This window comes from Delftia lacustris (assembly GCF_040267515.1).
Lineage (GTDB): Bacteria > Pseudomonadota > Gammaproteobacteria > Burkholderiales > Burkholderiaceae_C > Comamonas > Comamonas tsuruhatensis.
Genome location: NZ_CP141274.1, coordinates 1,852,597 through 1,873,538, shown reverse-complemented (window position 1 = coordinate 1,873,538; position 20,942 = coordinate 1,852,597). Strand labels below are relative to the sequence as shown.

Below are 20,942 nucleotides of genomic sequence, written 5' to 3'. Positions count from 1 at the left end.
CATGACGACAGCCACCACGCCCCGCCCACAGCTGCTGCGCAGGCTGGCGCTGTGGGCCGCCGTGCTGCTGGTGCTGGGCCTGGTCTTCATGCTCTATCTGCAGCCCGAGTTCATGCTGGGCATGGCCGACCAGCTCTGGGCCTGCTTCTGAAATTGAAGCGCGGCAAAGGCCTGGCGGCACAATGGCGGCCGCTTTCAATTCATTTCCGAAATTTCACATGCACGCAGCCACGCCGCCTTCGCCCTGGATCCAACGCTGGTCGCATCTTCTGGCACCCGAGGCCACCGTGCTCGACGTGGCCTGCGGCCCTGGCCGCCACATGCGCTGGTTCCATGCACGCGGCCATGCAGTGACGGGCGTGGACCGCGATGCCCAGGCCCTGGCCGGCCTGCAGGGCGTGGGCGAGCTGCTGTGCGCCGACATTGAAAACGGCCCCTGGCCCCTGCCCGGCCGGCAGTTCGGCGCCGTGGTCGTGACCCACTATCTGTGGCGCCCGCTGTGGCCGGCGCTGCTGGACAGCGTGGCCCCCGGCGGCGTGCTGCTGTACGAAACCTTTGCCCAGGGCAACGAGGCCTTCGGCAAGCCTTCCCGGCCCGATTTCCTGCTGGCGCCCGGCGAGCTGCTGCAGGCCTGCGCGGGCTGGCACATCGTGGCCTACGAGCACGGCCAGCTGGGCGAGCCCGATCGCATGGTCCAGCGCATCGCGGCACTGCGCCCCGATGCAACAGGCCGGGAACCCGTGGCCATGCTGGCGCATCAGAAGGCGTCAGGCTCTGCAATCGCCTGAATCCCTACAGGCGACCGCCTTGGGCCTGCCTCCGACACTCGTTAGAATGATCCTTTCCCGTTTTTTCTTGCGGACATGACATCCTCCTCCGTCGCTCTCACTGGCAGCATCGTTGCCCTCATCACGCCCATGCACGAGGACGGTAGTGTTGACTACCCGGCGCTGCGAAAACTCATCGACTGGCATGTGGCCGAGGGCACGGACTGCATCGGCGTGGTGGGAACGACAGGCGAATCCCCCACCGTCAACGTGGAGGAACACTGCGAAATCATCCGCGTGTCCGTCGAGCAGGCTGCGGGCCGCGTTCCCGTGATGGCAGGCTGCGGCGCCAACAGCACGCACGAGGCCATCGAGCTGGCCCGCTACGCCAAGAAGGTCGGTGCCGACAGCCAGCTGCAGGTCGTGCCCTACTACAACAAGCCCACGCAGGAAGGCCAGTACCAGCATTTCAAGGCCATTGCCGAAGCGGTGGGCGACCTGCCTGTGGTGCTCTACAACGTGCCCGGCCGCTCGGTGGCCGACATGCAGCACGACACCGTGCTGCGCCTGGCGCAGATTCCCGCCATCATCGGCATCAAGGAAGCCACGGGCAACATCGAACGCGCCCAGTGGCTGATCCGTGAAGTGCCCGAAGGCTTCGGCGTGTACTCCGGCGATGATCCGACCGCTGTGGCACTGATGCTGTGCGGCGGCCACGGCAACATCAGCGTCACGGCCAACGTGGCGCCGCGCCTGATGAGCGATCTGTGCAAGGCGGCCCTGGCCGGCGACGTGCGCACCGCCATGGACATCCAGATGCGCCTGATGCCTGTGCACAAGAACCTCTTCGTCGAGGCCAACCCCATTCCCGTCAAGTGGGCCGCAGCCCGCCTGGGCCTTTGCGGCCCGGCCATGCGCCTGCCGATGACACCCCTGAGCAAGAATCTGGAAGCCACCGTGGAAGCCGCCCTGAGCTCCGCTGGCCTGCTGTGAGGCGCCCCGCCCCACCGACCGAACGCACCAAGGATATTCGCGTGAAACAGCCCATTGCACGTCTGAGCCTGCTGAGCCTGGCCATCGGCCTGACAGCCTGCACGACCACGTTCCAAGAGAGCAAGATCGACTACAAGAGCGCCGGCAAGCAGCAGGCGCCCACCCTGGAAGTCCCGCCAGACCTGACACAGCTGTCCACGGACTCCCGCTACGCCGTGCCCGGCGGCGTGGTCTCCGCCGCTGCCATGGAAGCCAACTCCAAGGCGCAAAAGCCGGCAGAGGGCCGAACGGCCACCGCCGCCCTGGGCGATGTGCGCATCGAGCGCAATGGCGAGCAGCGCTGGCTGGTGATCAAGCGTCCGGCCGACCAGCTGTGGGAGCCCGTGCGCGACTTCTGGCTGGAAAACGGCTTCATCTTCACCACCGAAGACCGCCAGCTCGGCATCATCGAAACCGATTGGGCCGAGAACCGCGCCAAGATCCCGCAGGACGTGATCCGCAAGACGCTGGGCAAGGTCTTCGACGGCCTGTACTCCACCAGCGAGCGCGACAGGTTCCGCACCCGCCTGGAGCGCTCGGCCGACGGCTCCACCGAGGTCTACATCACGCACCGCGGCATGCAGGAGGTGTACACCAGCGCCCAGAAGGACCAGACCATCTGGCAGCCGCGCCCCTCCGATCCGGAACTGGAAACCGAATTCCTGCGCCGCCTGATGGTCAAGCTCGGCGTGAGCCAGGAGCAGGCCGACGCCGTGGCCAAGGCCAACACCACCACGGCAGCCGCCACCGGCAGCGTGCGCATGGAATCCGCCAACGGACAGCCCGTGCTGCAGATCGACGAAGGCTTTGACCGCGCATGGCGCCGTGTCGGCGTGGCCCTGGACCGCACGGGCTTCACCGTGGAAGACCGCGACCGCAGCCGCGGCATCTACTTCGTGCGCTATGTGGCGCCCGATGCCAAGGTCGAGCCCAAGGGATTCTTCAGCAAGCTGTTCAGCCGCTCGCCCGACGCGGCCGCGCCGGTCAAGTACCAGATCCAGGTGCGCAGCGAGGGCGACAAGTCCACGGTCACCGTGCTCAACACCCAGGGCCAGCCAGAGACCTCGGCCAATGCCCAGCGCATCGTGCGCGTCATCACCGACGACATGAAGTAGGCGATCCTCACGTCGGGATTGAGGCGGCAGCCGCCGCCCTCGCCTGCAGCCACCGCGCATTCACTTGCCGGTGGCTTTTTTGCATCCGGGCCGTCGTGCATAGACCATGGATATGCATGACCGGGCCCCGGTGGACGAAAAAAAACCGCAGCCCGAAGGATGCGGTTTTTTCGCAGCACAAGCCTAAGCCTGTGCCATCGGCGAAGGCCGGATTACTGCTTGGTGGCTTCCTTGGCGGCAGCGTCGGCAGCAGCCTTGGCGGCGTCTGCAGCAGCAGCGTCAGCAGCGGGAGCGGCAGGTGCAGCTGCGTCAGCGGCGGGCGCTGCGGGAGCAGCTGCGTCGGCGGCGGGAGCAGCAGGAGCGGCTTCTGCGGGAGCGGGAGCTGCCGGTGCGGGAGCTTCAACAGCAGGAGCGGGAGCGGGGGCCGGAGCCTCTTCCTTCTTGCCGCAAGCGGCCAGAGCTGCAGCAGCGATCACGGTAGCCAGGATCAGAGAGTTCTTCATCACAGTTTCCTAGAGAGTAGGTAAGAAGACAGTAAACAGGAGGGCCCCGCCATTGCGACACCGGATGCAGGCAACCGGAGCGCTACGGCCAAGCCGCGTCAAAACATTCATTCGACTCGCGTCAGATTATAGGGAGGTTTTCCCGAAGCTGACCGAAACTGACAGCCTCAGAACAATTCCGCACAAATCCTCTTGCAAAGTCCGGATAGGGCAGTGGATTGACTGCCTTGACATGCACTGTGTAACAAAAGCAGGTGGCTGTCAATTTACTGACGGACTCAAGACAATTCTTTACAAATCTAACGAAGTCCGCCCTTGTTCAGCAGCACGCTGTCAACAGTGAATGACCGAACTTAGCATGCCTGTGGCGCAGCGTCTACCCGGTTCAGGACAGCTTGCCGCCACGCACCCAGCCTGCGTCAAACCATGAGGACAGCAGCTCCAGCGCATCGTCGCTGGCCTTGGCCAGATCGGTGCGCGACAGCGCGCGCGTGTCGGCCAGCTTGCGCATCAGCGTGGCATCGCGGCCACCGGCCAGATAGCTTTCTCCGTTGATGAAGATGTGCCTGGCGTCATACATCATGCGGGTGCGGCGGTCCAGGACCACGCTCTCGAACATGCCGTTTTCCTCGCCATGCTCGAACCACACATTGGCCTTGGGCTCGGTCATGTACTCGCCCAGAGCGCGCTCCAGCGCCAGCGGCTCGGCCAGCGCGCGTTCCAGCGACTTGCGGGCGAAATCGTGCAGGCTGGCGGGAATCTCGCCCGGGGCTTCGACGGCCGGCTGGTCGGGATCGCGGTAGACGACCGGCACTTCGGGCTCATCGGGCTCGTCGGACATGCGCAGCAGCAGCTCGCGGGCCAGTTCGTCGCGCGCGGGCGAGCGAAAGCCGATGGAGTAGGTCATGCATTCGCCCTCGGCGATGCCGTCATGGGCCCACTTGGGCGGCAGGTAGAGCATGTCGCCGGGCTCGAGCACGAATTCCTCTTCCGGCTCGAAATGCGAGAGCACCTTCAGCGGCACATCGGGCTGCAGCGACAGGTCCTTCTGGCGGCCGATGCGCCAGCGCCGGCGGCCATGGGCCTGCAGCAGGAAGACGTCGTAGCTGTCGAAATGCGGGCCGACGCCGCCCTGGTCGGTGGCAAAGCTGATCATCAGGTCGTCCAGCCGCGCCTCGGGCACGAAGCGGAACTGCTGCATCAACTGGTGCACGCCGTCGTCGTGCAGGTCCACGCCCTGCACGAGCACGGTCCATCCGGGCTTTTGCAGCGAGGGCAGGCTGCGGCGCGACAGCGGGCCGTGACTGAGCTTCCAGCTGCCGTCATCGTGCTGCTGGATCAGGCGCGATTCCACCCCGTCCTCGCCTGCCATGGCCAGCAGCCTGGCGCGCGGAATCAGGGGCTTGAAGCCCGGGATCGCCTGGCGCACCAGCAAGGGCTTCTTGTGCCAGTGGCGGCGCATGAATTGGGAAGCGGTAAGCCCGCCCAGCAGGGCAAGCGGGGTGTTGGTGTCCATGGAATGGTCCGAAATGAGCAGAAAGACAGGGCGGCATTGTCCTATGCGGCCATTGCCCTGTCCTGGCGCCAGCGCAAGCCGGCCCGAAATGGCCGGACGACGCTCAGCCCGCAGCCTTGCGCATGGCCCTGAAATCCGAGGGCGCCAGGCCCGTATAGGCCTTGAAGGCCCGGCTGAAATGCGCGCTGCTGCCAAAGCCGCAGTCCATGGCGACTTCGGTGATGGTGCGCTGCGCGTGCTCGGGCAGCAGCAGCTCGCGCATGCACAGCTCCAGCCGGCTGTGCTGTATGAAGGCGCCCAGGCTGGTCTGGCTGTCCGCAAAGGCGTTGTGCAAATGGCGCTTGCTGCAGTTGAGCGCGGCGGCCACGGACTCCACCGACAGGCCCGGATCGCGCAGATGGGCCACCACATGGGCGCGTATGCGGTCCTGCAGCGCCAGTTGCTGGGTGCCTGCCGTGCCCTGCCCGGCCAGCTCCTGCAGCGAAAGGTGGACCATGTCCACCAGCAGCTCGCCCGCGCGGCGCGCCAGATGCGGTGCCATGCCGGGCAGCTCCTGGTAGGTGCTGCGCATGGTCTCCAGCGCGATGCGGGCGATGCCCGAGCTGCCGCCCACATTGCGCCCCATCAGCCCTTCCAGCCGGATGCCTCGTTCCACGATGGCCTGGCGCGGCAGCATCACGATGAGGTGCTCCGACCATTCGGGATTGGCCACCTCGTACTCCTGCGCCGTGTCATAGATGACCCAGCTGCCCTTGCGCACGCTGGCCTCGCGGTTGTGCTGGCGCACGCTGGCCACGCCCTCCCAGGGCGCAACGATCTTCAGATAGGGCGACTCATGGGCACGCAGGCCCTGCATGCTGCGCATGACGCGGTGGCGGCCCGCCTCCAGCCGGGTCAGCACCACATCGCCGGCATTGGCCACGCGCACATGGCCTTCGAACAGGCGTTCGCCATAGACATCGGTATCCAGGCCCGCAAACAGGCTCGACATCCAGGCATGCCAGGCCGACGCCGTCTCGCCGGGCGGCAGTCCGTCGGTGCTCAACACCATGGCATCGGTCATGTGCGGTCTCTCCTGATCGCCGCACGGGTGAAGGATCTGTGTGCGGCCATGGACGTGATTATGGGAAAGTGCAGGCCCGTCGCGCCCCATGGCTTTCCCCGCGGACAGCCAGGACAAGGGTAAACCCCGGAGCCCGTGCACGATCCGTCATGCGCTTTGTGCGCCCAGCGGGCTGCCTGCGCCATCGCCTGCTTCTACGATGACCGGCACGCCCGGCTGCGCCAACGCCCAGGCCACAACCGCATACCAAGGAGACAGTCATGATCGAACAAACCATGCTCATCGCAGGCCAGGCCGTCCAGGCCGGCAACGGCGCCACCTTCGAGCGCCGCAATCCGCTGGACGGATCGGTGGCCACGCGCGCCCCGGCCGCGACGCCGCAGGATGCCGTGCGCGCGGTCGAAGCCGCACAACAGGCCTTCCCCGCCTGGGCCGCGCTGGGCCCGACCGAGCGCCGCCAGATGCTGATGAAGGCATCGCAGGCGCTGGAGGCCAAGACCGAGGCCTTTGCCGCCGCCATGGCCGCCGAGACCGGCGCCTCGGGCATCTGGGCCGGCTTCAACGTGCACCTGGCCGCCAACATGTTCCTGGAGGCCGCATCGCTGACCACCCAGATCAATGGCCAGATCATTCCCTCGGACGTGCCCGGCAGCCTGGCCATGGCCGTGCGCCAGCCCGCTGGCGTGGTGCTGGGCATTGCGCCCTGGAATGCGCCCGTCATCCTGGCCGTGCGCGCCATCGCCACGCCGCTGGCCTGCGGCAACACCGTGGTGCTCAAGGGCTCGGAGCTGTGCCCCGCCACGCACGGCCTGATCATCGAGGCCCTGCAGGAAGGCGGCCTGCCGCCCGGCGTGGTCAACTTCGTGACCAATGCGCCCGAAGATGCCGGCGCCGTGGTCGAGGCCATGGTGGCCCACCCGGCCGTGCGCCGCGTGAACTTCACAGGCTCCACGCGCGTGGGCCGCATCATCGGCCAGACCTGCGCCAAGTACCTCAAGCCCGCCATTCTGGAGCTCGGCGGCAAAGCGCCCTTCGTGGTGCTGGACGATGCCGACATCGACGCCGCCGTGGCCGGCTGCACCTTCGGTGCCTTTGCCAACTCGGGCCAGATCTGCATGTCCACCGAACGCATCATCGTGGACGAGGCCGTGGCCGGCGATTTCCTGGACAAGCTGGTGGCCCGTGCCACCTCGCTGCCGCTGGGCGATCCGCGCAAGGGTCCCGTGGTGCTGGGCTCGGTGGTGGACATGGCCACCGTGGAGCGCGCCAACCGCCTGATCGACGACGCGCTGGCCAAGGGCGCAAAGCTGCTGTGCGGCGGCAAGGCCACCAACACCCTGATGGCCGCCACGCTGATCGACGGCGTCACGCCCGAGATGGACATCTTCCGCGAGGAAACCTTCGCCCCCGTCAAGGCCATCGTGCGCGTACGCGGCGAGGAGCAGGCCATCGCCATGGCCAACGACAACGAGTTCGGCCTGTCCTCGTCCGTCTACACCCGCGATACCGCACGCGGCTGGCGCGTGGCCGCGCGCATCGAGGCCGGCATCTGCCACGTCAACGGCCCCACCGTGCATGACGAGGCACAGATGCCCTTTGGCGGCGTGAAAAACTCGGGCTACGGCCACTTCGGCGGCCAGGCAGGCATCGATGCCTTCACCGAGACGCGCTGGATCACCATGCAGACCGCGCCCCGCCACTATCCGTTCTGATCGGCAGGACTCGCCGCCCGGCCTGCGCAGCAGCCGGGCCGCCGTGGGAAAATCGCGCCAACGCGGCCGCCGGCACGCCTTCGTCAAACAAGGGCGCGCGCGGCGGTCTTTCTTTTTCCCCACCGCGGCATGGGCCGCACAAGCTGCACACCATGGAAATCACAGAACAATGCGTGGTCGCTCTGACCTGGACCCTCAAGGACACCCTGGGCGAGGAACTGGACGTGCTCGATGAGCCCGTGGAGTTCCTGGTCGGCGGCGACGACCTGCTCAAGCGCATCGAGGAGGCCCTGCAGGGCCACGGCCAGGGCAAGGTCCTGGACCTGCACCTGGAGCCCGAGGAAGCCTTCGGCGACTACAACGAAAGCCTGATCTTCCTGGAGCCGCGCGCCCTGTTCCCGGCCGAGCTGGAAGAAGGCATGAGCTTCGAGGCCAGCGCCCTGCCCAAGGGCTGCAGCGCCGTGCCGCCCGACCTGCTCTACACGGTGACCGAAATCTATCCCGAGCATGTGGTGCTGGACGGCAACCATCCGCTGGCCGGCATCGCGCTGCGCCTGCACCTGAAGGTCGAAGGCGTGCGCGAAGCCACCGAGGAGGAAATCGGCCGCGGCTCGGCCGGCACCGGCTTCTTCCGCATCCAGCCCATGGCACCGGGCAACGACACGCTGCACTGAAATTGCCGCGCTGAAATGGCAAAGGGCTCCCTTCGGGGAGCCCTTTTGCATGGAGCGAGCCTGGTACTCAGCGCAGAAGCTGGTTGTTGTCCACGCGCACGCTCTCGCCTACGCGCAGCTGCGGATTGCTCTGGTAGTCGAACACGCGCGTGCTGCCGTCGTTCAACTGCACGGTGACACGGTAGACATCGCGCAGGTCGCCAGGGCCGGTGTTCTTCTCGATGGCATTGCCCGCCATGGCACCGCCCACCACGCCCGCAATGGTGGCGATGTCGCGCCCACTGCCCTTGCCCACCTGGCGGCCCAGCACCCCGCCGACCACGCCGCCCACCACGGCCCCGGCACCTATGCCCGAGCCACCGATGCCGCTGGGCTGCTGGATCTGAACCAGTTGCACATTGGTCACGCGCCCCTGCTGCACATAGCCACCGCCGCCCGGGTAGGCCGTGCCGGGCTGGCCGCTGGCGGGATAGCCCCCGCTGGGGTAGCCCCCGGCGGGATATCCGCCAGCGGGATAGCCACCTGCAGGGTAGCCGCCACCCGGATATCCGCCCTGCTGTGGATAGCCCGCGCAGGCGCTGAGCATCAGCGCTGCAATGCAGCTGGTGCCGATGGCGCCCAAGCGATGAATGGAAGGGGGCATGGAAATCTCCTGTGTACTGTCCGTGGATCGATCAAAGGCAGCCGCCGACCTTGCCTGCGGCTGCATACCACTCCAACGCCCCAGGCTGCATGTGCGCCGACCGGACTGAACACTTGCTGACAAAAATCAGCCCGCCGGCCCGGCCTCAATTGCGTGCGCGAATGCTGAGCACGTTGCCGTTGTTGCCATCGACATAGAGCTTCACGGGACGGCCATCGCCGGTCTGGCCCTTGACCTGGTAGAGGCCGTCTTCCCACTCGATCTCGCGCAGGTCGCGGTAGCCCAGGACCTCCATGCGCTCGAAGACTTCGCGGATGCTCAGGCCCGGCCCCTGGAAGGCGCCGCGCACGGAGGCCACCGTGGTGGCCACGGCTTCGCCAGCCTGCACGGTCACCGAAGGACCGCCCGTGGCGGCGGCCTGGGCCTGCACCTGGGCGACCAGCCCGGCAGTGGCGATCAGAACAATGCCCAGGCCCGTCAGTCCATGGCGTGCAGCGCGGGAAATCAGTTGTCGGATGGAAGGCATGAGGTTCTCCTTGGCATGTGAAGGTCGGCGACTGGGCCGGCGACTGGGCCGGCGACTGGGCCGGCGATTGGGTCGGCGATTGGGCTGGCGATGCATTCGAAAAGGCCGCATCTGCCGGCTGCTGCGCCTTCGTTTCCGGTGGATTGCGACGGCGTGCAGCCATTGTTCGATGCAGGCCATGAACGCAAGCTGAAGCAGCCGTTCATCCGAGGTTCATCCACGCTGGGCTATAAAGTTTTCCATGCCCACTCCATCCTTCTCCACCCCTCGCAGGCCCTGGATGCTGCTGGCCGCACTGCTGCTGATGGCGGCGGCCCTGGCCTCCTGGACCACGTCCTCGGATGCCGGCGACAGCGACCATGAACTCGCGCGCCAGGCCCTGCAGCAAGGCCGCGTGCTGCCGCTGCGCACCGTGCTCGACCAGGTCGAGCGCGACTACCAGGGCCAGGTCATCAAGGTCGAGTTCGAGCATGACGACGGCCGCTTCATCTACGAGATCCGGCTGCTGCAATCGGGCGGCCGCGTGGCCAAGCTCAAGATCGATGCACGCGATGGCAAGGTGCTGAGCTTCAAGCGCAAGGACTAGACACAGATGCGAATCCTCGTGGTGGAAGACGAGCCCACGCTGAGCAGCCAGCTCGTGCAGGCGCTGCAGCAGGCCGGGCATACGGTGGAGACGGCGGCCGACGGCGCAACGGCCCAGTACCTGGGCGAGGTCGAGGAGTTCGATGCCGCCGTGCTGGACCTGGGCCTGCCCGTGCGCGATGGCCTGACGGTGTTGCGCGCCTGGCGCGAACAAGGGCGGGTCATGCCGGTGATGATCCTCACGGCGCGCGGCGCCTGGCATGAGAAGGTGGCCGGCATGGATGCCGGCGCCGACGACTATCTGGCCAAGCCCTTCCACATGGAAGAGCTGATGGCCCGCCTGCGCGCCCTGCTGCGCCGGCTCAGCCCGCACGCCAGCGCCCAGTGGCAATGCGGCCCCATAGTGCTGGACTCGCGCCAGGCGCGTGTGAGCGTGGCGGGCCAGCCGCTCACGCTGACCAGCCATGAATTCAAGGTGCTGGCCCTGCTGATGCAGCGCGTGGGGCAGGTGATATCGCGCACCGAACTGTCCGAACACATCTACCCGCAGGACAGCGACCGCGACTCCAACACCATCGAGGTCTTCGTCGGCCGCCTGCGCAAGAAGCTGCCGGCCGGCAGCATAGAGACCGTGCGCGGACTGGGCTACCGGCTGGTGGAAGGCGCGCCCGCTGCATGAACGCACCACAGGAAGGACAGGTATCCCGGCTTGGCGATTCGCTGCGCCTGCGCCTGCTGGCCGGCACGCTGGCCTGGGTGCTGGCGGCCGTGCTGCTGGCCGGCTGGGGACTGCGCGGACTGTTCCGCGATCACATCGCGCAGCAGTTGCAGGCGCAGCTGGTGCTGCAGCTCGACCAGCTCAGCGCAGCCGTCAACAGCCTGCCCGGCGGGCGCATCGAAGTCGGACTGGCCGTGGGCGATCCGCGCCTGGCGCAGCCGCTGTCGGGCCTTTACTGGCAGATCGACCAGGTGAGCGATGGGGCGGGCCCACCCGAGAAGGCCGGCCTGCTGCGCTCTCGTTCGCTGTGGGACCAGACACTGGACTGGCGCCAGTTCCGGGCCGATGCCGGCAATCCCGGCGAACACCGGGAAGACACGGCGTTGAGCACGGGCATGCTGCCCGATGGCCAGGGCCACCCGCTCGTGGCCGTGGCACGCCCCCTGCAATTGCCCGAAGCCGACGCGCCGCCGTTGCGCCTGATCGTTGCGGCCGACAGCGCCCTGCTGGCCGAGCCCATGCAGCGCTTCACCACCATGCTGATCGCCGCACTGGGCACGCTGGCGGCCGGGCTGGCGCTGGCCGTGGTGCTGCAGCTGCGCCTGGCGCTGCGGCCGCTGCAGTTGCTGCGCACAGGCCTGGCCGACGTGCGCAAGGGCGCCACGCCGCGCCTTGAAGGCCGGTTTCCGCAGGAACTGCGCCCCCTGGTGCAGGAGTTCAACCATGTGCTGGATGTGAACGCCGACATGGTCCAGCGCGCGCGCACGCAGGCCGGCAATCTGGCCCATGCGGTGAACACGCCGCTGTCCATCCTCGGCAATGCCGCCGCGCAGGAAGGCGGGACGCTGGCCGAGTTGGTCCGCGAGCAGGTCGCCAGCGCCAGCCGCCAGGTGGACCACCATCTGGCACGCGCCCGCGCTGCGGCCCGCCAGGCCACAGGCCTGCGCACGCCGCTGGAGCCGCCGCTAGCCTCGCTGGTGCGCACCATGGAGCGGCTGCACGCCGGCCGCGGCATCCGCTTCGCGCTGAAGGGCGATGCGCAGCCTTGGGACTTTCTGGGCGATGGCCAGGACCTGATGGAAATCCTGGGCAACCTGCTGGACAACGCCGGCAAGTGGGCGGCCCAGGCCGTGAGCCTGGAAGTACAGGGCCTGGAGCCCGATCAGGCCGGCTGCCCCTTGCTGCTGACGGTGGACGATGACGGCCCCGGCATCGAAGACGCCGACCTTGGCCGCATCTTCGAGCGCGGCGAGCGCCTGGACGAACGCAGGCCCGGCGCAGGCCTGGGCCTGGATATCGTGCGTGACCTGGTGCAGACCTATGGTGGCAGCATCGCGGCCAGCCGCTCGCCGCTGGGCGGCCTGCGCATGCAGCTGCGCCTGCCGGGGGCAAAAAGACAGGCGTGACGGCCAGAGCCGCGCAGCAGCGGCTCTGTGCCCTCTCAGGGGCCTTTCAGCGCTCGCAGCACCTGCACCAGGGTGTCTGCCTGGGGAAACAGCCAGTCGGCCGCAGCGCCCAGCGCCACGGCGCCCACCAGCGCGCCCAGCACCGGCTTCCAGCTCAGGCGCAGCGCGGCCAGCAGCCAGCCTTCGCGCTCCACCACGTAGAGCGTGCGCGCCATCAGCAGCGCAAAGGCCACCTCCACCGCCACAGCCAGGAACAGGTCGGCCCCAAAGACCAGCCACAGCAGCGACCCGGCGCCCGTGACCGCGACCAGCAGCGCCGCAAACACCAGCAGCACGGGCACCAGGACGACAGCACCTTCGTCCAGCCCATCGATGCCGGGCACGTCAAAGCCTTGCGACGCCGAGGAAGCGGCCTCGGACATGGCACCGCCGTCGTCCCAGCTGCCGCTGGAGCCACCGCCGCCATAAGAGCCGCCCTGCCCGCTCTCGAATCCGCCAGCCTCGGGCGTGCGGGCCGGTGAAGAACCGCTGCCGCCGGGCGCGGCATCGGGCACATCCGGCCCATCCCAGTCGCGGCGCAGCATGCACTCGGCCCACAGGCGTACCAGCAGCAGATACAGCAGATAGCCGCAGACCAGGGCCACGCCGTAGCGCAGCGCCATGCTGTGCACGCCCGCATGCAGCAAGGCCAGGCTCAGCAGCGACATGCCGGCCAGGCTGAGGCCGCCCGTCAACGCCGCATGCAGTCGCAGCCAGTGGCGCTGCTGCAGGCGGCGGCGCATGCGGTCTTCCTGCGTGAGCACCACGCGCGTCCACGACGCGGATGGGCGATGGCGCGTGCGCCGGGATGGCCTGGCCATGCGGACTCCTCCCTGAAGCGATGCCCTGGCAGCGCAGCTGCGGGCGATGTCTGGCGGAAAGCCTTATTGCTTGCCGGTGGAGCCGTAGCCGCCCGCACCGCGCTCGGAGGCCGACTCGAACTCCTCGACCACATTGAAGCTGGGCTGCACCACGGGCACGATGATCAGCTGGGCCAGGCGGTCCATGGGCTGCAGCGTGAAGGCCGTGGCCGAGCGGTTCCAGGCGCTGACCATGAGCTGGCCCTGGTAGTCGCTGTCGATCAGGCCGACCAGGTTGCCCAGCACGATGCCGTGCTTGTGGCCCATGCCTGAGCGCGGCAGGATCATGGCGGCGTAGCCGGGGTCCTTGAGGTACATGGCCATGCCAGTGGGCACCAGTTGCCATTGGCCGGGCTCCAGCGTCAGCGGCGCATCGATGCAGGCGCGCAGGTCCAGTCCCGCGCTTCCCGGCGTGGCGTAGGCGGGCATGTTCTCGCGCAGGCGCGCGTCAAGGATCTTGATATCAACGTTCATGGAAACAATCTGGGGAGCGCCTCACGGCAGGCTCTCTTGAAAAGCAAAGCGCGCATTGTGCCCCGCGCCGTCACCCGGACGACTTGAGCCCGCTGCGAAAGCCTTTGACGATGGCATTGATGATGGTGAGCAGCAAGATGAAGGGGCCGACGCCCGGAATCACCACGGCCAGGATCAGGCCGATCACGATACCCAGCAACTGGCCCGGACCTATCTTGAAGACCGTCTTCTTGACGGCCTTGGCGGCGGAGGAGGCCTGGGCTTGCTGTGCCCGGGCCGCCTGCCGGCCGCGATCGGCCCTGCCACCATTTCTATCGCCGTTCCTGTCGCCATGCCTGTCGCCTGCAGACGGCTGGCGTCCCGGCAAGGCGGGCACCGAAGCCTGCTGCGCGGCGATGCGCGCCTTCTCGGCCGCAGCCTGCACCTGCTCGCGCACGCGCTCGACCACGGACTGGGACTGCGCGCCCGGAGTGGCCACCGCGTCGGTGAAATCGCTGCGTCCCCGCGCCATCCAGCCGTGAGCCGCAGAGCGGTACAGGGGGCTGGCGCGCAGCAGCTCATCCACATAGCGCACATAGTCGCCGTGGCGGGGACCTTCGTAGGTGTTCTGTGACATGCGGGCCTTCGGTGGTGTCAAGGGGCGGGCGGCAGGCGCCGGGCGATCTCGGCCACCAGCTGGCGCGCCAGCAGGGACTTGGAGGCGTGCGGCAGCTCCTGGGTGCCGGACTCGTCGATCAGCAGCAGGGCATTGTCATCCCGCCCAAAGGTTGCGGGACCGATATTGCCCACCAGCAGCGGCACCTGCTTGCGCAGGCGCTTGGCGCTGGCGTGCTGCAGCAGGTCATGGCTTTCGGCGGCGAAGCCCACGCAGTACAGCCGGCCGCTGCGTGCGGGCTCGGACTGCGCGGCGGCCGCCAGGATGTCGGGGTTCTCGACGAAGGTCAGCGTGGGGGTCTGGCCCGAGCCGTCCTTCTTGATCTTCTGGTCTGACGCCGTGGCCGGGCGCCAGTCGGCCACGGCCGCCGTGGCGATGAACACGCCAGCCTGGGGCAGTTGCTGCTGCACGGCATCGAACATCTGCTGCGCCGACTGCACGTCGATGCGCTGCACGCCACGCGGCGTGCGCAGGTGCACGGGCCCGGCCACCAGGGTCACCTGGGCGCCCGCCTCGCGTGCGGCGCGCGCAATGGCAAAGCCCATCTTTCCGCTGGAATGGTTGGTAATGCCGCGCACGGGGTCGATGGCCTCGAAGGTCGGGCCCGCCGTGACCAGCACCTGGCGGCCCTGCAGCAGCTTGGGCGTGAAGAAGGCGGCCAGCTCCTCCATGATTTCCTCGGGCTCGAGCATGCGGCCGTCGCCCACCTCGCCACAGGCCTGGTCGCCCGTTCCCACGCCCAGCACCAGTGCGCCGTCGGCGGCCACCTGCGCCAGGTTGCGCTGCGTGGCCGGGTGTGCCCACATCTCGCGGTTCATGGCCGGAGCCAACAGCAGGGGCACGCGGTCCATGGGGCGCGCCAGGCACATCAGGCTCAGCAACTCGTCGGAGCGGCCCTGCACCAGGCGCGCGATGAAGTCGGCGCTGCAGGGCGCGATCAGCATCGCGTCGGCCTCGCGGCTGAGGTTGATGTGGGGCATGTTGTTGGGCTCGCGCGCGTCCCACTGCGATCCGTAGACAGGGCGGCCCGACAGCGCCTGCATGGTCACCGGCGTGATGAACTGCTCGGCCGCCTCGGTCATCACCACCTGCACGGTGGCCCCGGCCTGTACCAGCAGGCGCACCAGCTGGGCAGATTTGTAACAAGCCACGCCTCCGGAGAGGCCGAGCACCAGATGTTTACCAGCGAACACTTCAGTCATGGCGCGCAATTTAGCAGAGCCGCAACGTCCGAGCAGCCCCGCGCGGCGCGGCGAATTCGGCGGCGCATCTATAATCCTGCTTTACCACCACCAATAAAAGACATGACCAAATTTGTCTTCGTCACAGGCGGTGTGGTGTCTTCCCTGGGCAAGGGAATCGCCTCAGCCTCCCTTGCTGCGATCCTCGAATCGCGCGGCCTCAAAGTCACTCTCATCAAGCTGGACCCGTACATCAACGTGGACCCGGGCACCATGTCGCCCTTCCAGCACGGTGAAGTGTTCGTGACCGACGATGGCGCAGAGACCGATCTGGACCTGGGCCACTACGAGCGTTTCATCGAAACGCGCATGAAGCAGTCCAACAACTTCACCACCGGCCGCATCTACCAGAGCGTTCTGGAGAAGGAGCGCCGCGGCGACTACCTGGGCAAGACCGTGCAGGTGATCCCTCACGTGACCAATGAAATCCAGGAGTACATCAAGCGCGGCGCCGGCATCGGCACGCCGGATGCCGTGGATGTGGCCATCTGCGAAGTCGGCGGCACGGTGGGCGACATCGAGTCCCTGCCCTTCCTCGAAGCCGTGCGCCAGCTGGCCCTCAAGCAGGGCCCCAACAACACGGCCTTCGTGCACCTGACCTACCTGCCCTGGATCGCCACGGCTGGCGAGCTCAAGACCAAGCCCACGCAGCACACCGTACAGAAGCTGCGCGAGATCGGCATCCAGCCCGACGCCCTGCTGTGCCGCGCCCAGCACCGCGTGCCGGACGAGGAAAAGGAAAAGATCTCGCTGTTCACCAACGTTCCCGAATGGGGCGTGATCTCCATGTGGGACGTGGACACCATCTACAAGGTGCCCCGCATGCTGCACGAGCAGGGCCTGGACGGCCTGATCTGCGACAAGCTGCGCCTGAACACGCCGCCCACCAACCTCAAGCGCTGGGATGACCTGGTCCACGAGACCGAGCACCCGCAGGGCGAGGTCAAGATCGCCATGGTCGGCAAGTACGTCGAGCTGTCGGACGCCTACAAGTCCGTCAACGAGGCACTCAAGCACGCCGGCATGCAAAGCCATGTAGCCGTGAAGATCACCCATGTGGACTCCGAGACCATCAGCGACGCCAATGCGCGCGACAAGCTCTCGCAGTACGACGCCATCCTCGTGCCCGGCGGCTTCGGCTCGCGCGGCGTGGAAGGCAAGATCTCCACGGCCCGCTACGCCCGCGAAAACAAGGTGCCCTACCTGGGCATCTGCCTGGGCATGCAGGTGGCCACCATCGAATACGCCCGCCATGTGGCCGGCCTCGAAGGCGCCAACTCCACCGAGTTCGACCCCAAGTCCGCCAACCCCGTGATCGCCCTGATCACCGAGTGGAAGGATGCCGACGGCACGGTCAAGACCCGCGACGAGAACTCCGACCTGGGCGGCACCATGCGCCTGGGCGCGCAGTCCTCCGACGTGCAGGCCGGCACGCTGGCCCACAGCATCTACGGTGACGTGGTCACCGAGCGCCACCGCCATCGCTACGAAGCCAACGTCCAGTATCTGGACCAGCTGCGCGAAGCGGGCCTGGTGATCTCGGCGCTGACCCAGCGTGAGCAGCTGACCGAGATCGTCGAACTTCCCAAGGAAGTTCACCCCTGGTACATCGGCGTGCAGTTCCACCCCGAGTTCAAGTCCACGCCGTGGAGCGGCCACCCGCTGTTCAATGCCTTCGTGAAGGCTGCGATCGAGCGCCAGAAGGCACCGCGCAAGTCCTGAGCCCCGCAACGCCGCCCACCATTTCCCAAGGAATTCCCACCATGAAACTCTGCGGCTTCGACGTCGGCCTCGACCGGCGCTTCTTTCTCATTGCAGGCCCCTGCGTCGTCGAGTCCGAACAGCTGCAGATGGACGTGGCGGGGCATCTCAAGGAAATCACGGCGGCCCTGGGCATCCACTTCATCTTCAAGAGCAGCTACGACAAGGCCAACCGCAGCTCGGGCGCCAGCTTTCGCGGCCCGGGCATGGACAAGGGCTTGGAGATCCTCGCCAAGGTGAAGAAGGACCTGCAGGTCCCCATCCTGACCGACGTGCACACCGAGTCCGAAATCCCGGCCGTGTCCCAGGTCGTGGACGTGCTGCAGACGCCGGCCTTCCTGTGCCGCCAGACCGACTTCATCCGTGCCGTGGCCCAGTCGGGCCGGCCGGTGAACATCAAGAAGGGCCAGTTCCTGGCCCCGCATGACATGAAGAATGTCATCGACAAGGCCCGCGCCGCCGCCAAGGAGGCCGGCCTGCCCGAGGACAGCTTCATGGCCTGCGAGCGCGGCGCCAGCTTCGGCTACAACAATCTGGTCTCGGACATGCGCAGCCTGTCCATCATGCGCGAGACCGGTGCGCCCGTTGTCTTCGATGCCACGCACAGCGTGCAGCTGCCCGGCGGCAACGGCACCAGCAGCGGCGGCATGCGCGAGATGGTGCCCGTGCTCTCGCGTGCGGCCGTGGCCGTGGGCGTGGCCGGACTGTTCATGGAAACCCATCCCAATCCTCCCTGCGCCCTCAGCGACGGCCCCAACGCCGTGCCACTCAAGCACATGAAGGCCCTGCTCGAAACCCTGGTCGCGCTCGACGACGTGACCAAGAAGAACGGCTTCCTCGAAAACGATTTTGGAGTCTGACCCATGGCCAGCGGCTACATCATTGCGTCCGTCACCGTCACCAAGCCCGAGCAGTACGAGGAGTACCGCAAGTGGAGCACCGAGGCCATGCGCGCGCATGGCGCCGAAGTCTGCGTGCGCGGCGGCAAGGTCGAAGTGCTCGAAGGCGACTGGAATCCCGGCCGCACCGTGATCCTCAAGTTCCCCAGCTTCGAAGCCGCCAAGGCTTTCTACGACACGCCCGAGTACCTGCGTGCCCGCGAAGCCCGCGAAGGCGCGGCCATCATGCGCATGGTCTGCGTGGAAGGTACCTGATTCCACCTCAGCCTCCTCTCTCCCGCACTCGACAGCGACCCGAACCGACCATCGATGCGGCATCCGACATCTGATCTGTTGCCGAAGACGCCAGAACCTGACGGTCCCGGAAGGCAGAAACGGTCTGCCACATTGCGCTCGAGGAAAGCTGTTTTGACTTTGCCACCTATTCCCCTAGCACCCGCATCCCACAAGAATACAAGGCATAGGGAAGCTCGATCGATGAATGGCACCTTGCACTTGGAGGATGAGAAGAAGCACTGCGCGTATCGAGATCCCGCTTTGGTACAACCACGCCCGGCGCTCCTTCTATTGCAGCAACCCTGGCCAGCCATGGCATCATCAGGCTCGCAAGCCACAGTAGAACGACTGTCCCACGCGAAATCCAAGCCGCATCTCGGCCCTACTGAGTTAGTTTGCAGATTAGCAAATCCAAACCGGATATATAACCACTTTCAAAGAGCAAATCTGGAGCATGCAAAAATTCAACAAACTCATCCTTTCCATCGGCATGATAAGCGTCTTATCTGCCTGCGGCGGCGGGGACAGCTCGTCGGAACCTCTTTCTTCCGCCAGTTGCTTTGATATCGCGACCTACACCCCAGGCCCCCCTATTCTGCATGGAACCGAGGAGCCATCTGGAGACAACATCTGGAAATCCCAGGGCATCAGCATCAATGCAATTCTAAAAAACAATCAGACCCATTTTTCAGTATTAAGAGTAGATGATTCCTATTTACTCCCCACTCGCTCCTCACAAGAAGGATATATCCGGGACAACAGAACCATCACCACGGATATATTCCATGAATCAGGTACCGGGCCTCGTCGCGCGAATGCACATACGGTCTACGACCCACCCGTAGAAGATAAAAAATTCACCCTCAAACAAGGGGAATCCACCACCTACAACACAACAGTCACCCATACCATTACAAGATATTTGAGCCCGGACCCATTGATTGATGTTTATCAATTAAATGGAACCATCACCTTTGAAGGCAAAGATCAGATCCCCATCGGCAAAAGAACCGTTGAAGCATGCAGATTCAGCAACGGGTATTCCCTTGAATGGTTTTACAGAGGAATACCTGTGCAATCCGCCAGACTTGATGGAGCCATCACCCGCCGCACGACCGGGCTTACACGTGATGGGCAGATTTACTGAATTTTCAAATCACTGACTGAAAGGAAACAAATTGAGTGCAATCGTTGACATCGTAGGCCGCGAAGTGCTGGATAGCCGCGGCAACCCCACCGTCGAGTGCGACGTGCTGCTGGAATCGGGCGTGATGGGCCGCGCGGCCGTGCCTTCGGGCGCGTCCACCGGCTCGCGCGAAGCCATCGAGCTGCGTGACGGCGACAAGAGCCGCTACCTGGGCAAGGGCGTGCTCAAGGCCGTCGAGCACATCAACACCGAGATCTCCGAAGCCGTGCTGGGCCTGGACGCCTCCGAGCAGGCCTTCCTGGACAAGACCCTGATCGACCTGGACGGCACGGACAACAAGGGCCGCCTGGGCGCCAACGCCATGCTGGCCGTCTCCATGGCCGTGGCCCGCGCCGCTGCCGAAGAGGCCGGCCTGCCGCTGTACCGCTACCTGGGCGGCATGGGCGGCATGCAGTTGCCCGTGCCGATGATGAACGTCATCAACGGCGGCGCGCACGCCAACAACAGCCTGGACCTGCAGGAATTCATGATCATCCCCGTGGGCGCGCCTTCGTTCCGCGAAGCCGTGCGCTGGGGCGCCGAAGTCTTCCACGCGCTCAAGAAGATCATCCACGACAAGGGCATGAGCACGGCCGTGGGCGACGAAGGCGGTTTTGCGCCTTCCGTGGAAAACCACGAAGCCGCCATCCAGCTGATCCTGCAGGCCATCGAAAACGCAGGCTACAAGGCCGGCGAACAGATCGCCCTGGGCCTGGACTGCGCCGCCAGCGAGTTCTACAAGGACGGCATGTACGTGCTGGCCGGTGAAGGCAACCTGACGCTGACCGCCACCCAGTGGACCGACATGCTGGCCGGCTGGTGCGACAAGTACCCCATCATCTCCATCGAGGACGGCATGGCCGAAGGCGACTGGGATGGCTGGAAGATCCTGACCGACCGCCTGGCCGCCAAGGTCCAGCTGGTGGGCGACGACCTGTTCGTCACCAACACCAAGATCCTGAAGGAAGGCATCGACAAGAAGATCGCCAACTCCATCCTGATCAAGATCAACCAGATCGGCACGCTGACCGAAACCTTCGCCGCCATCGAAATGGCCAAGCGCGCAGGCTACACGGCCGTGATCTCGCACCGCTCCGGTGAAACCGAGGATTCGACGATTGCCGACATCTCGGTGGGCACCAACGCAGGCCAGATCAAGACCGGCTCGCTGAGCCGTTCGGACCGCATCGCCAAGTACAACCAGCTGCTGCGCATCGAGGAAGACCTGGGTGACATCGCCCACTACCCCGGCCGCGAGGCTTTCTACAACCTGCGCTGAAAAGCGTTAGGC

At 66.2% G+C, this 20,942-nt stretch carries 23 protein-coding genes; 14 read left to right on the top strand and 9 right to left on the bottom strand.

Annotated elements, in window-relative coordinates:
* Position 1 precedes the first annotated feature (1 nt).
* From U6958_RS09935 to bamC, 4 genes are all read left to right on the top strand, one after another.
* Positions 2–151, top strand: coding sequence for a hypothetical protein (locus U6958_RS09935; RefSeq protein ID WP_016447625.1), 150 nt, complete (start codon positions 2–4; stop codon positions 149–151).
* A gap of 67 nt (positions 152–218) precedes the next feature.
* Positions 219–788, top strand: a complete 570-nt coding sequence (locus U6958_RS09930; RefSeq protein WP_074920993.1) for a bifunctional 2-polyprenyl-6-hydroxyphenol methylase/3-demethylubiquinol 3-O-methyltransferase UbiG — start codon at positions 219–221, stop codon at positions 786–788.
* Positions 789–863: 75 nt separating this feature from the next.
* The gene (dapA, locus tag U6958_RS09925) at positions 864–1,760 is read left to right on the top strand and encodes a 4-hydroxy-tetrahydrodipicolinate synthase (RefSeq protein ID WP_016447627.1); all 897 of its coding nucleotides are present in this window, start codon (positions 864–866) and stop codon (positions 1,758–1,760) included.
* A gap of 41 nt (positions 1,761–1,801) precedes the next feature.
* A complete protein-coding gene (gene bamC, locus U6958_RS09920; RefSeq protein WP_016447628.1) occupies positions 1,802–2,914 on the top strand; it encodes an outer membrane protein assembly factor BamC in 1,113 nt (370 codons plus the stop codon).
* A 212-nt stretch (positions 2,915–3,126) separates the two neighbouring features.
* On the opposite strand, the gene U6958_RS09915 is transcribed toward bamC, so the two are convergent.
* The 3 genes from U6958_RS09915 to U6958_RS09905 all read right to left on the bottom strand — a co-directional run bounded on the left by U6958_RS09915 (position 3,127) and on the right by U6958_RS09905 (position 5,996).
* Positions 3,127–3,417, bottom strand: coding sequence for a hypothetical protein (locus U6958_RS09915; RefSeq protein WP_074920994.1), 291 nt, complete (start codon positions 3,415–3,417; stop codon positions 3,127–3,129).
* A gap of 385 nt (positions 3,418–3,802) precedes the next feature.
* Positions 3,803–4,933 carry a cupin domain-containing protein gene (locus tag U6958_RS09910; protein WP_074920995.1) on the bottom strand — a complete coding sequence of 377 codons (1,131 nt, stop codon included), beginning with the start codon at positions 4,931–4,933 and terminating at the stop codon, positions 3,803–3,805.
* Positions 4,934–5,036: 103 nt separating this feature from the next.
* Positions 5,037–5,996: a helix-turn-helix domain-containing protein gene (locus U6958_RS09905; RefSeq protein ID WP_074920996.1), complete on the bottom strand. Its 960-nt coding sequence runs from the start codon at positions 5,994–5,996 to the stop codon at positions 5,037–5,039.
* A 260-nt stretch (positions 5,997–6,256) separates the two neighbouring features.
* Here U6958_RS09905 and U6958_RS09900 point away from each other — a divergent pair, with 260 nt between their 5' ends.
* Positions 6,257–7,708 (top strand): aldehyde dehydrogenase, encoded by a 1,452-nt coding sequence (locus tag U6958_RS09900; protein WP_047473835.1) that lies wholly within the window; start codon positions 6,257–6,259, stop codon positions 7,706–7,708.
* A 152-nt stretch (positions 7,709–7,860) separates the two neighbouring features.
* On the top strand, positions 7,861–8,382 hold the full coding sequence (locus U6958_RS09895) for a peptidylprolyl isomerase (protein WP_043789867.1): 522 nt from the start codon (positions 7,861–7,863) through the stop codon (positions 8,380–8,382).
* 67 nt (positions 8,383–8,449) lie between these two features.
* Here U6958_RS09895 and U6958_RS09890 read toward each other — a convergent pair whose 3' ends face one another.
* Complete coding sequence (locus U6958_RS09890; RefSeq protein ID WP_043789866.1) at positions 8,450–9,025, bottom strand: glycine zipper 2TM domain-containing protein; 576 nt, start codon at positions 9,023–9,025, stop codon at positions 8,450–8,452.
* A 145-nt stretch (positions 9,026–9,170) separates the two neighbouring features.
* Positions 9,171–9,551, bottom strand: a complete 381-nt coding sequence (locus U6958_RS09885; RefSeq protein ID WP_017404382.1) for a PepSY domain-containing protein — start codon at positions 9,549–9,551, stop codon at positions 9,171–9,173.
* A 280-nt stretch (positions 9,552–9,831) separates the two neighbouring features.
* Between U6958_RS09885 and U6958_RS09880 the strand changes: the two genes are divergently transcribed.
* The 3 genes from U6958_RS09880 to U6958_RS09870 are packed head-to-tail and all read left to right on the top strand — an operon-like array spanning position 9,832 to position 12,260.
* On the top strand, positions 9,832–10,137 hold the full coding sequence (locus tag U6958_RS09880; RefSeq protein ID WP_074920997.1) for a PepSY domain-containing protein: 306 nt from the start codon (positions 9,832–9,834) through the stop codon (positions 10,135–10,137).
* Positions 10,138–10,143: 6 nt separating this feature from the next.
* Complete coding sequence (locus U6958_RS09875) at positions 10,144–10,815, top strand: response regulator transcription factor (protein ID WP_017404381.1); 672 nt, start codon at positions 10,144–10,146, stop codon at positions 10,813–10,815.
* Positions 10,812–12,260, top strand: coding sequence for a sensor histidine kinase (locus U6958_RS09870; protein WP_074920998.1), 1,449 nt, complete (start codon positions 10,812–10,814; stop codon positions 12,258–12,260). The genes U6958_RS09875 and U6958_RS09870 overlap by 4 nt, the downstream gene beginning before the upstream one ends.
* Positions 12,261–12,295: 35 nt before the next feature.
* On the opposite strand, the gene U6958_RS09865 is transcribed toward U6958_RS09870, so the two are convergent.
* The 4 genes from U6958_RS09865 to coaBC form a co-directional block, all read right to left on the bottom strand.
* Entirely contained in the window at positions 12,296–13,120 is an 825-nt protein-coding gene (locus U6958_RS09865; protein ID WP_074920999.1) for a hypothetical protein, read from the bottom strand.
* A gap of 63 nt (positions 13,121–13,183) precedes the next feature.
* Positions 13,184–13,633, bottom strand: a complete 450-nt coding sequence (dut, locus tag U6958_RS09860) for a dUTP diphosphatase (RefSeq protein ID WP_017404378.1) — start codon at positions 13,631–13,633, stop codon at positions 13,184–13,186.
* Positions 13,634–13,703: 70 nt separating this feature from the next.
* On the bottom strand, positions 13,704–14,249 hold the full coding sequence (locus U6958_RS09855; protein WP_074921000.1) for a hypothetical protein: 546 nt from the start codon (positions 14,247–14,249) through the stop codon (positions 13,704–13,706).
* A gap of 17 nt (positions 14,250–14,266) precedes the next feature.
* Complete coding sequence (gene coaBC / locus U6958_RS09850; protein WP_026062130.1) at positions 14,267–15,490, bottom strand: bifunctional phosphopantothenoylcysteine decarboxylase/phosphopantothenate--cysteine ligase CoaBC; 1,224 nt, start codon at positions 15,488–15,490, stop codon at positions 14,267–14,269.
* Positions 15,491–15,592: 102 nt separating this feature from the next.
* Here coaBC and U6958_RS09845 point away from each other — a divergent pair, with 102 nt between their 5' ends.
* From U6958_RS09845 to eno, 5 genes are all read left to right on the top strand, one after another.
* Positions 15,593–17,251, top strand: a complete 1,659-nt coding sequence (locus tag U6958_RS09845; RefSeq protein ID WP_016447642.1) for a CTP synthase — start codon at positions 15,593–15,595, stop codon at positions 17,249–17,251.
* Between the two features lie 41 nt (positions 17,252–17,292).
* Positions 17,293–18,150: a 3-deoxy-8-phosphooctulonate synthase gene (gene kdsA / locus U6958_RS09840; RefSeq protein ID WP_012206905.1), complete on the top strand. Its 858-nt coding sequence runs from the start codon at positions 17,293–17,295 to the stop codon at positions 18,148–18,150.
* 3 nt (positions 18,151–18,153) lie between these two features.
* Positions 18,154–18,444 (top strand): DUF1330 domain-containing protein, encoded by a 291-nt coding sequence (locus U6958_RS09835; RefSeq protein WP_074921001.1) that lies wholly within the window; start codon positions 18,154–18,156, stop codon positions 18,442–18,444.
* Positions 18,445–18,919: 475 nt separating this feature from the next.
* Positions 18,920–19,612 carry a hypothetical protein gene (locus tag U6958_RS09830; RefSeq protein WP_143044500.1) on the top strand — a complete coding sequence of 231 codons (693 nt, stop codon included), beginning with the start codon at positions 18,920–18,922 and terminating at the stop codon, positions 19,610–19,612.
* Between the two features lie 31 nt (positions 19,613–19,643).
* Positions 19,644–20,930 (top strand): phosphopyruvate hydratase, encoded by a 1,287-nt coding sequence (gene eno, locus U6958_RS09825; protein WP_012206907.1) that lies wholly within the window; start codon positions 19,644–19,646, stop codon positions 20,928–20,930.
* Positions 20,931–20,942: the final 12 nt, after the last annotated feature.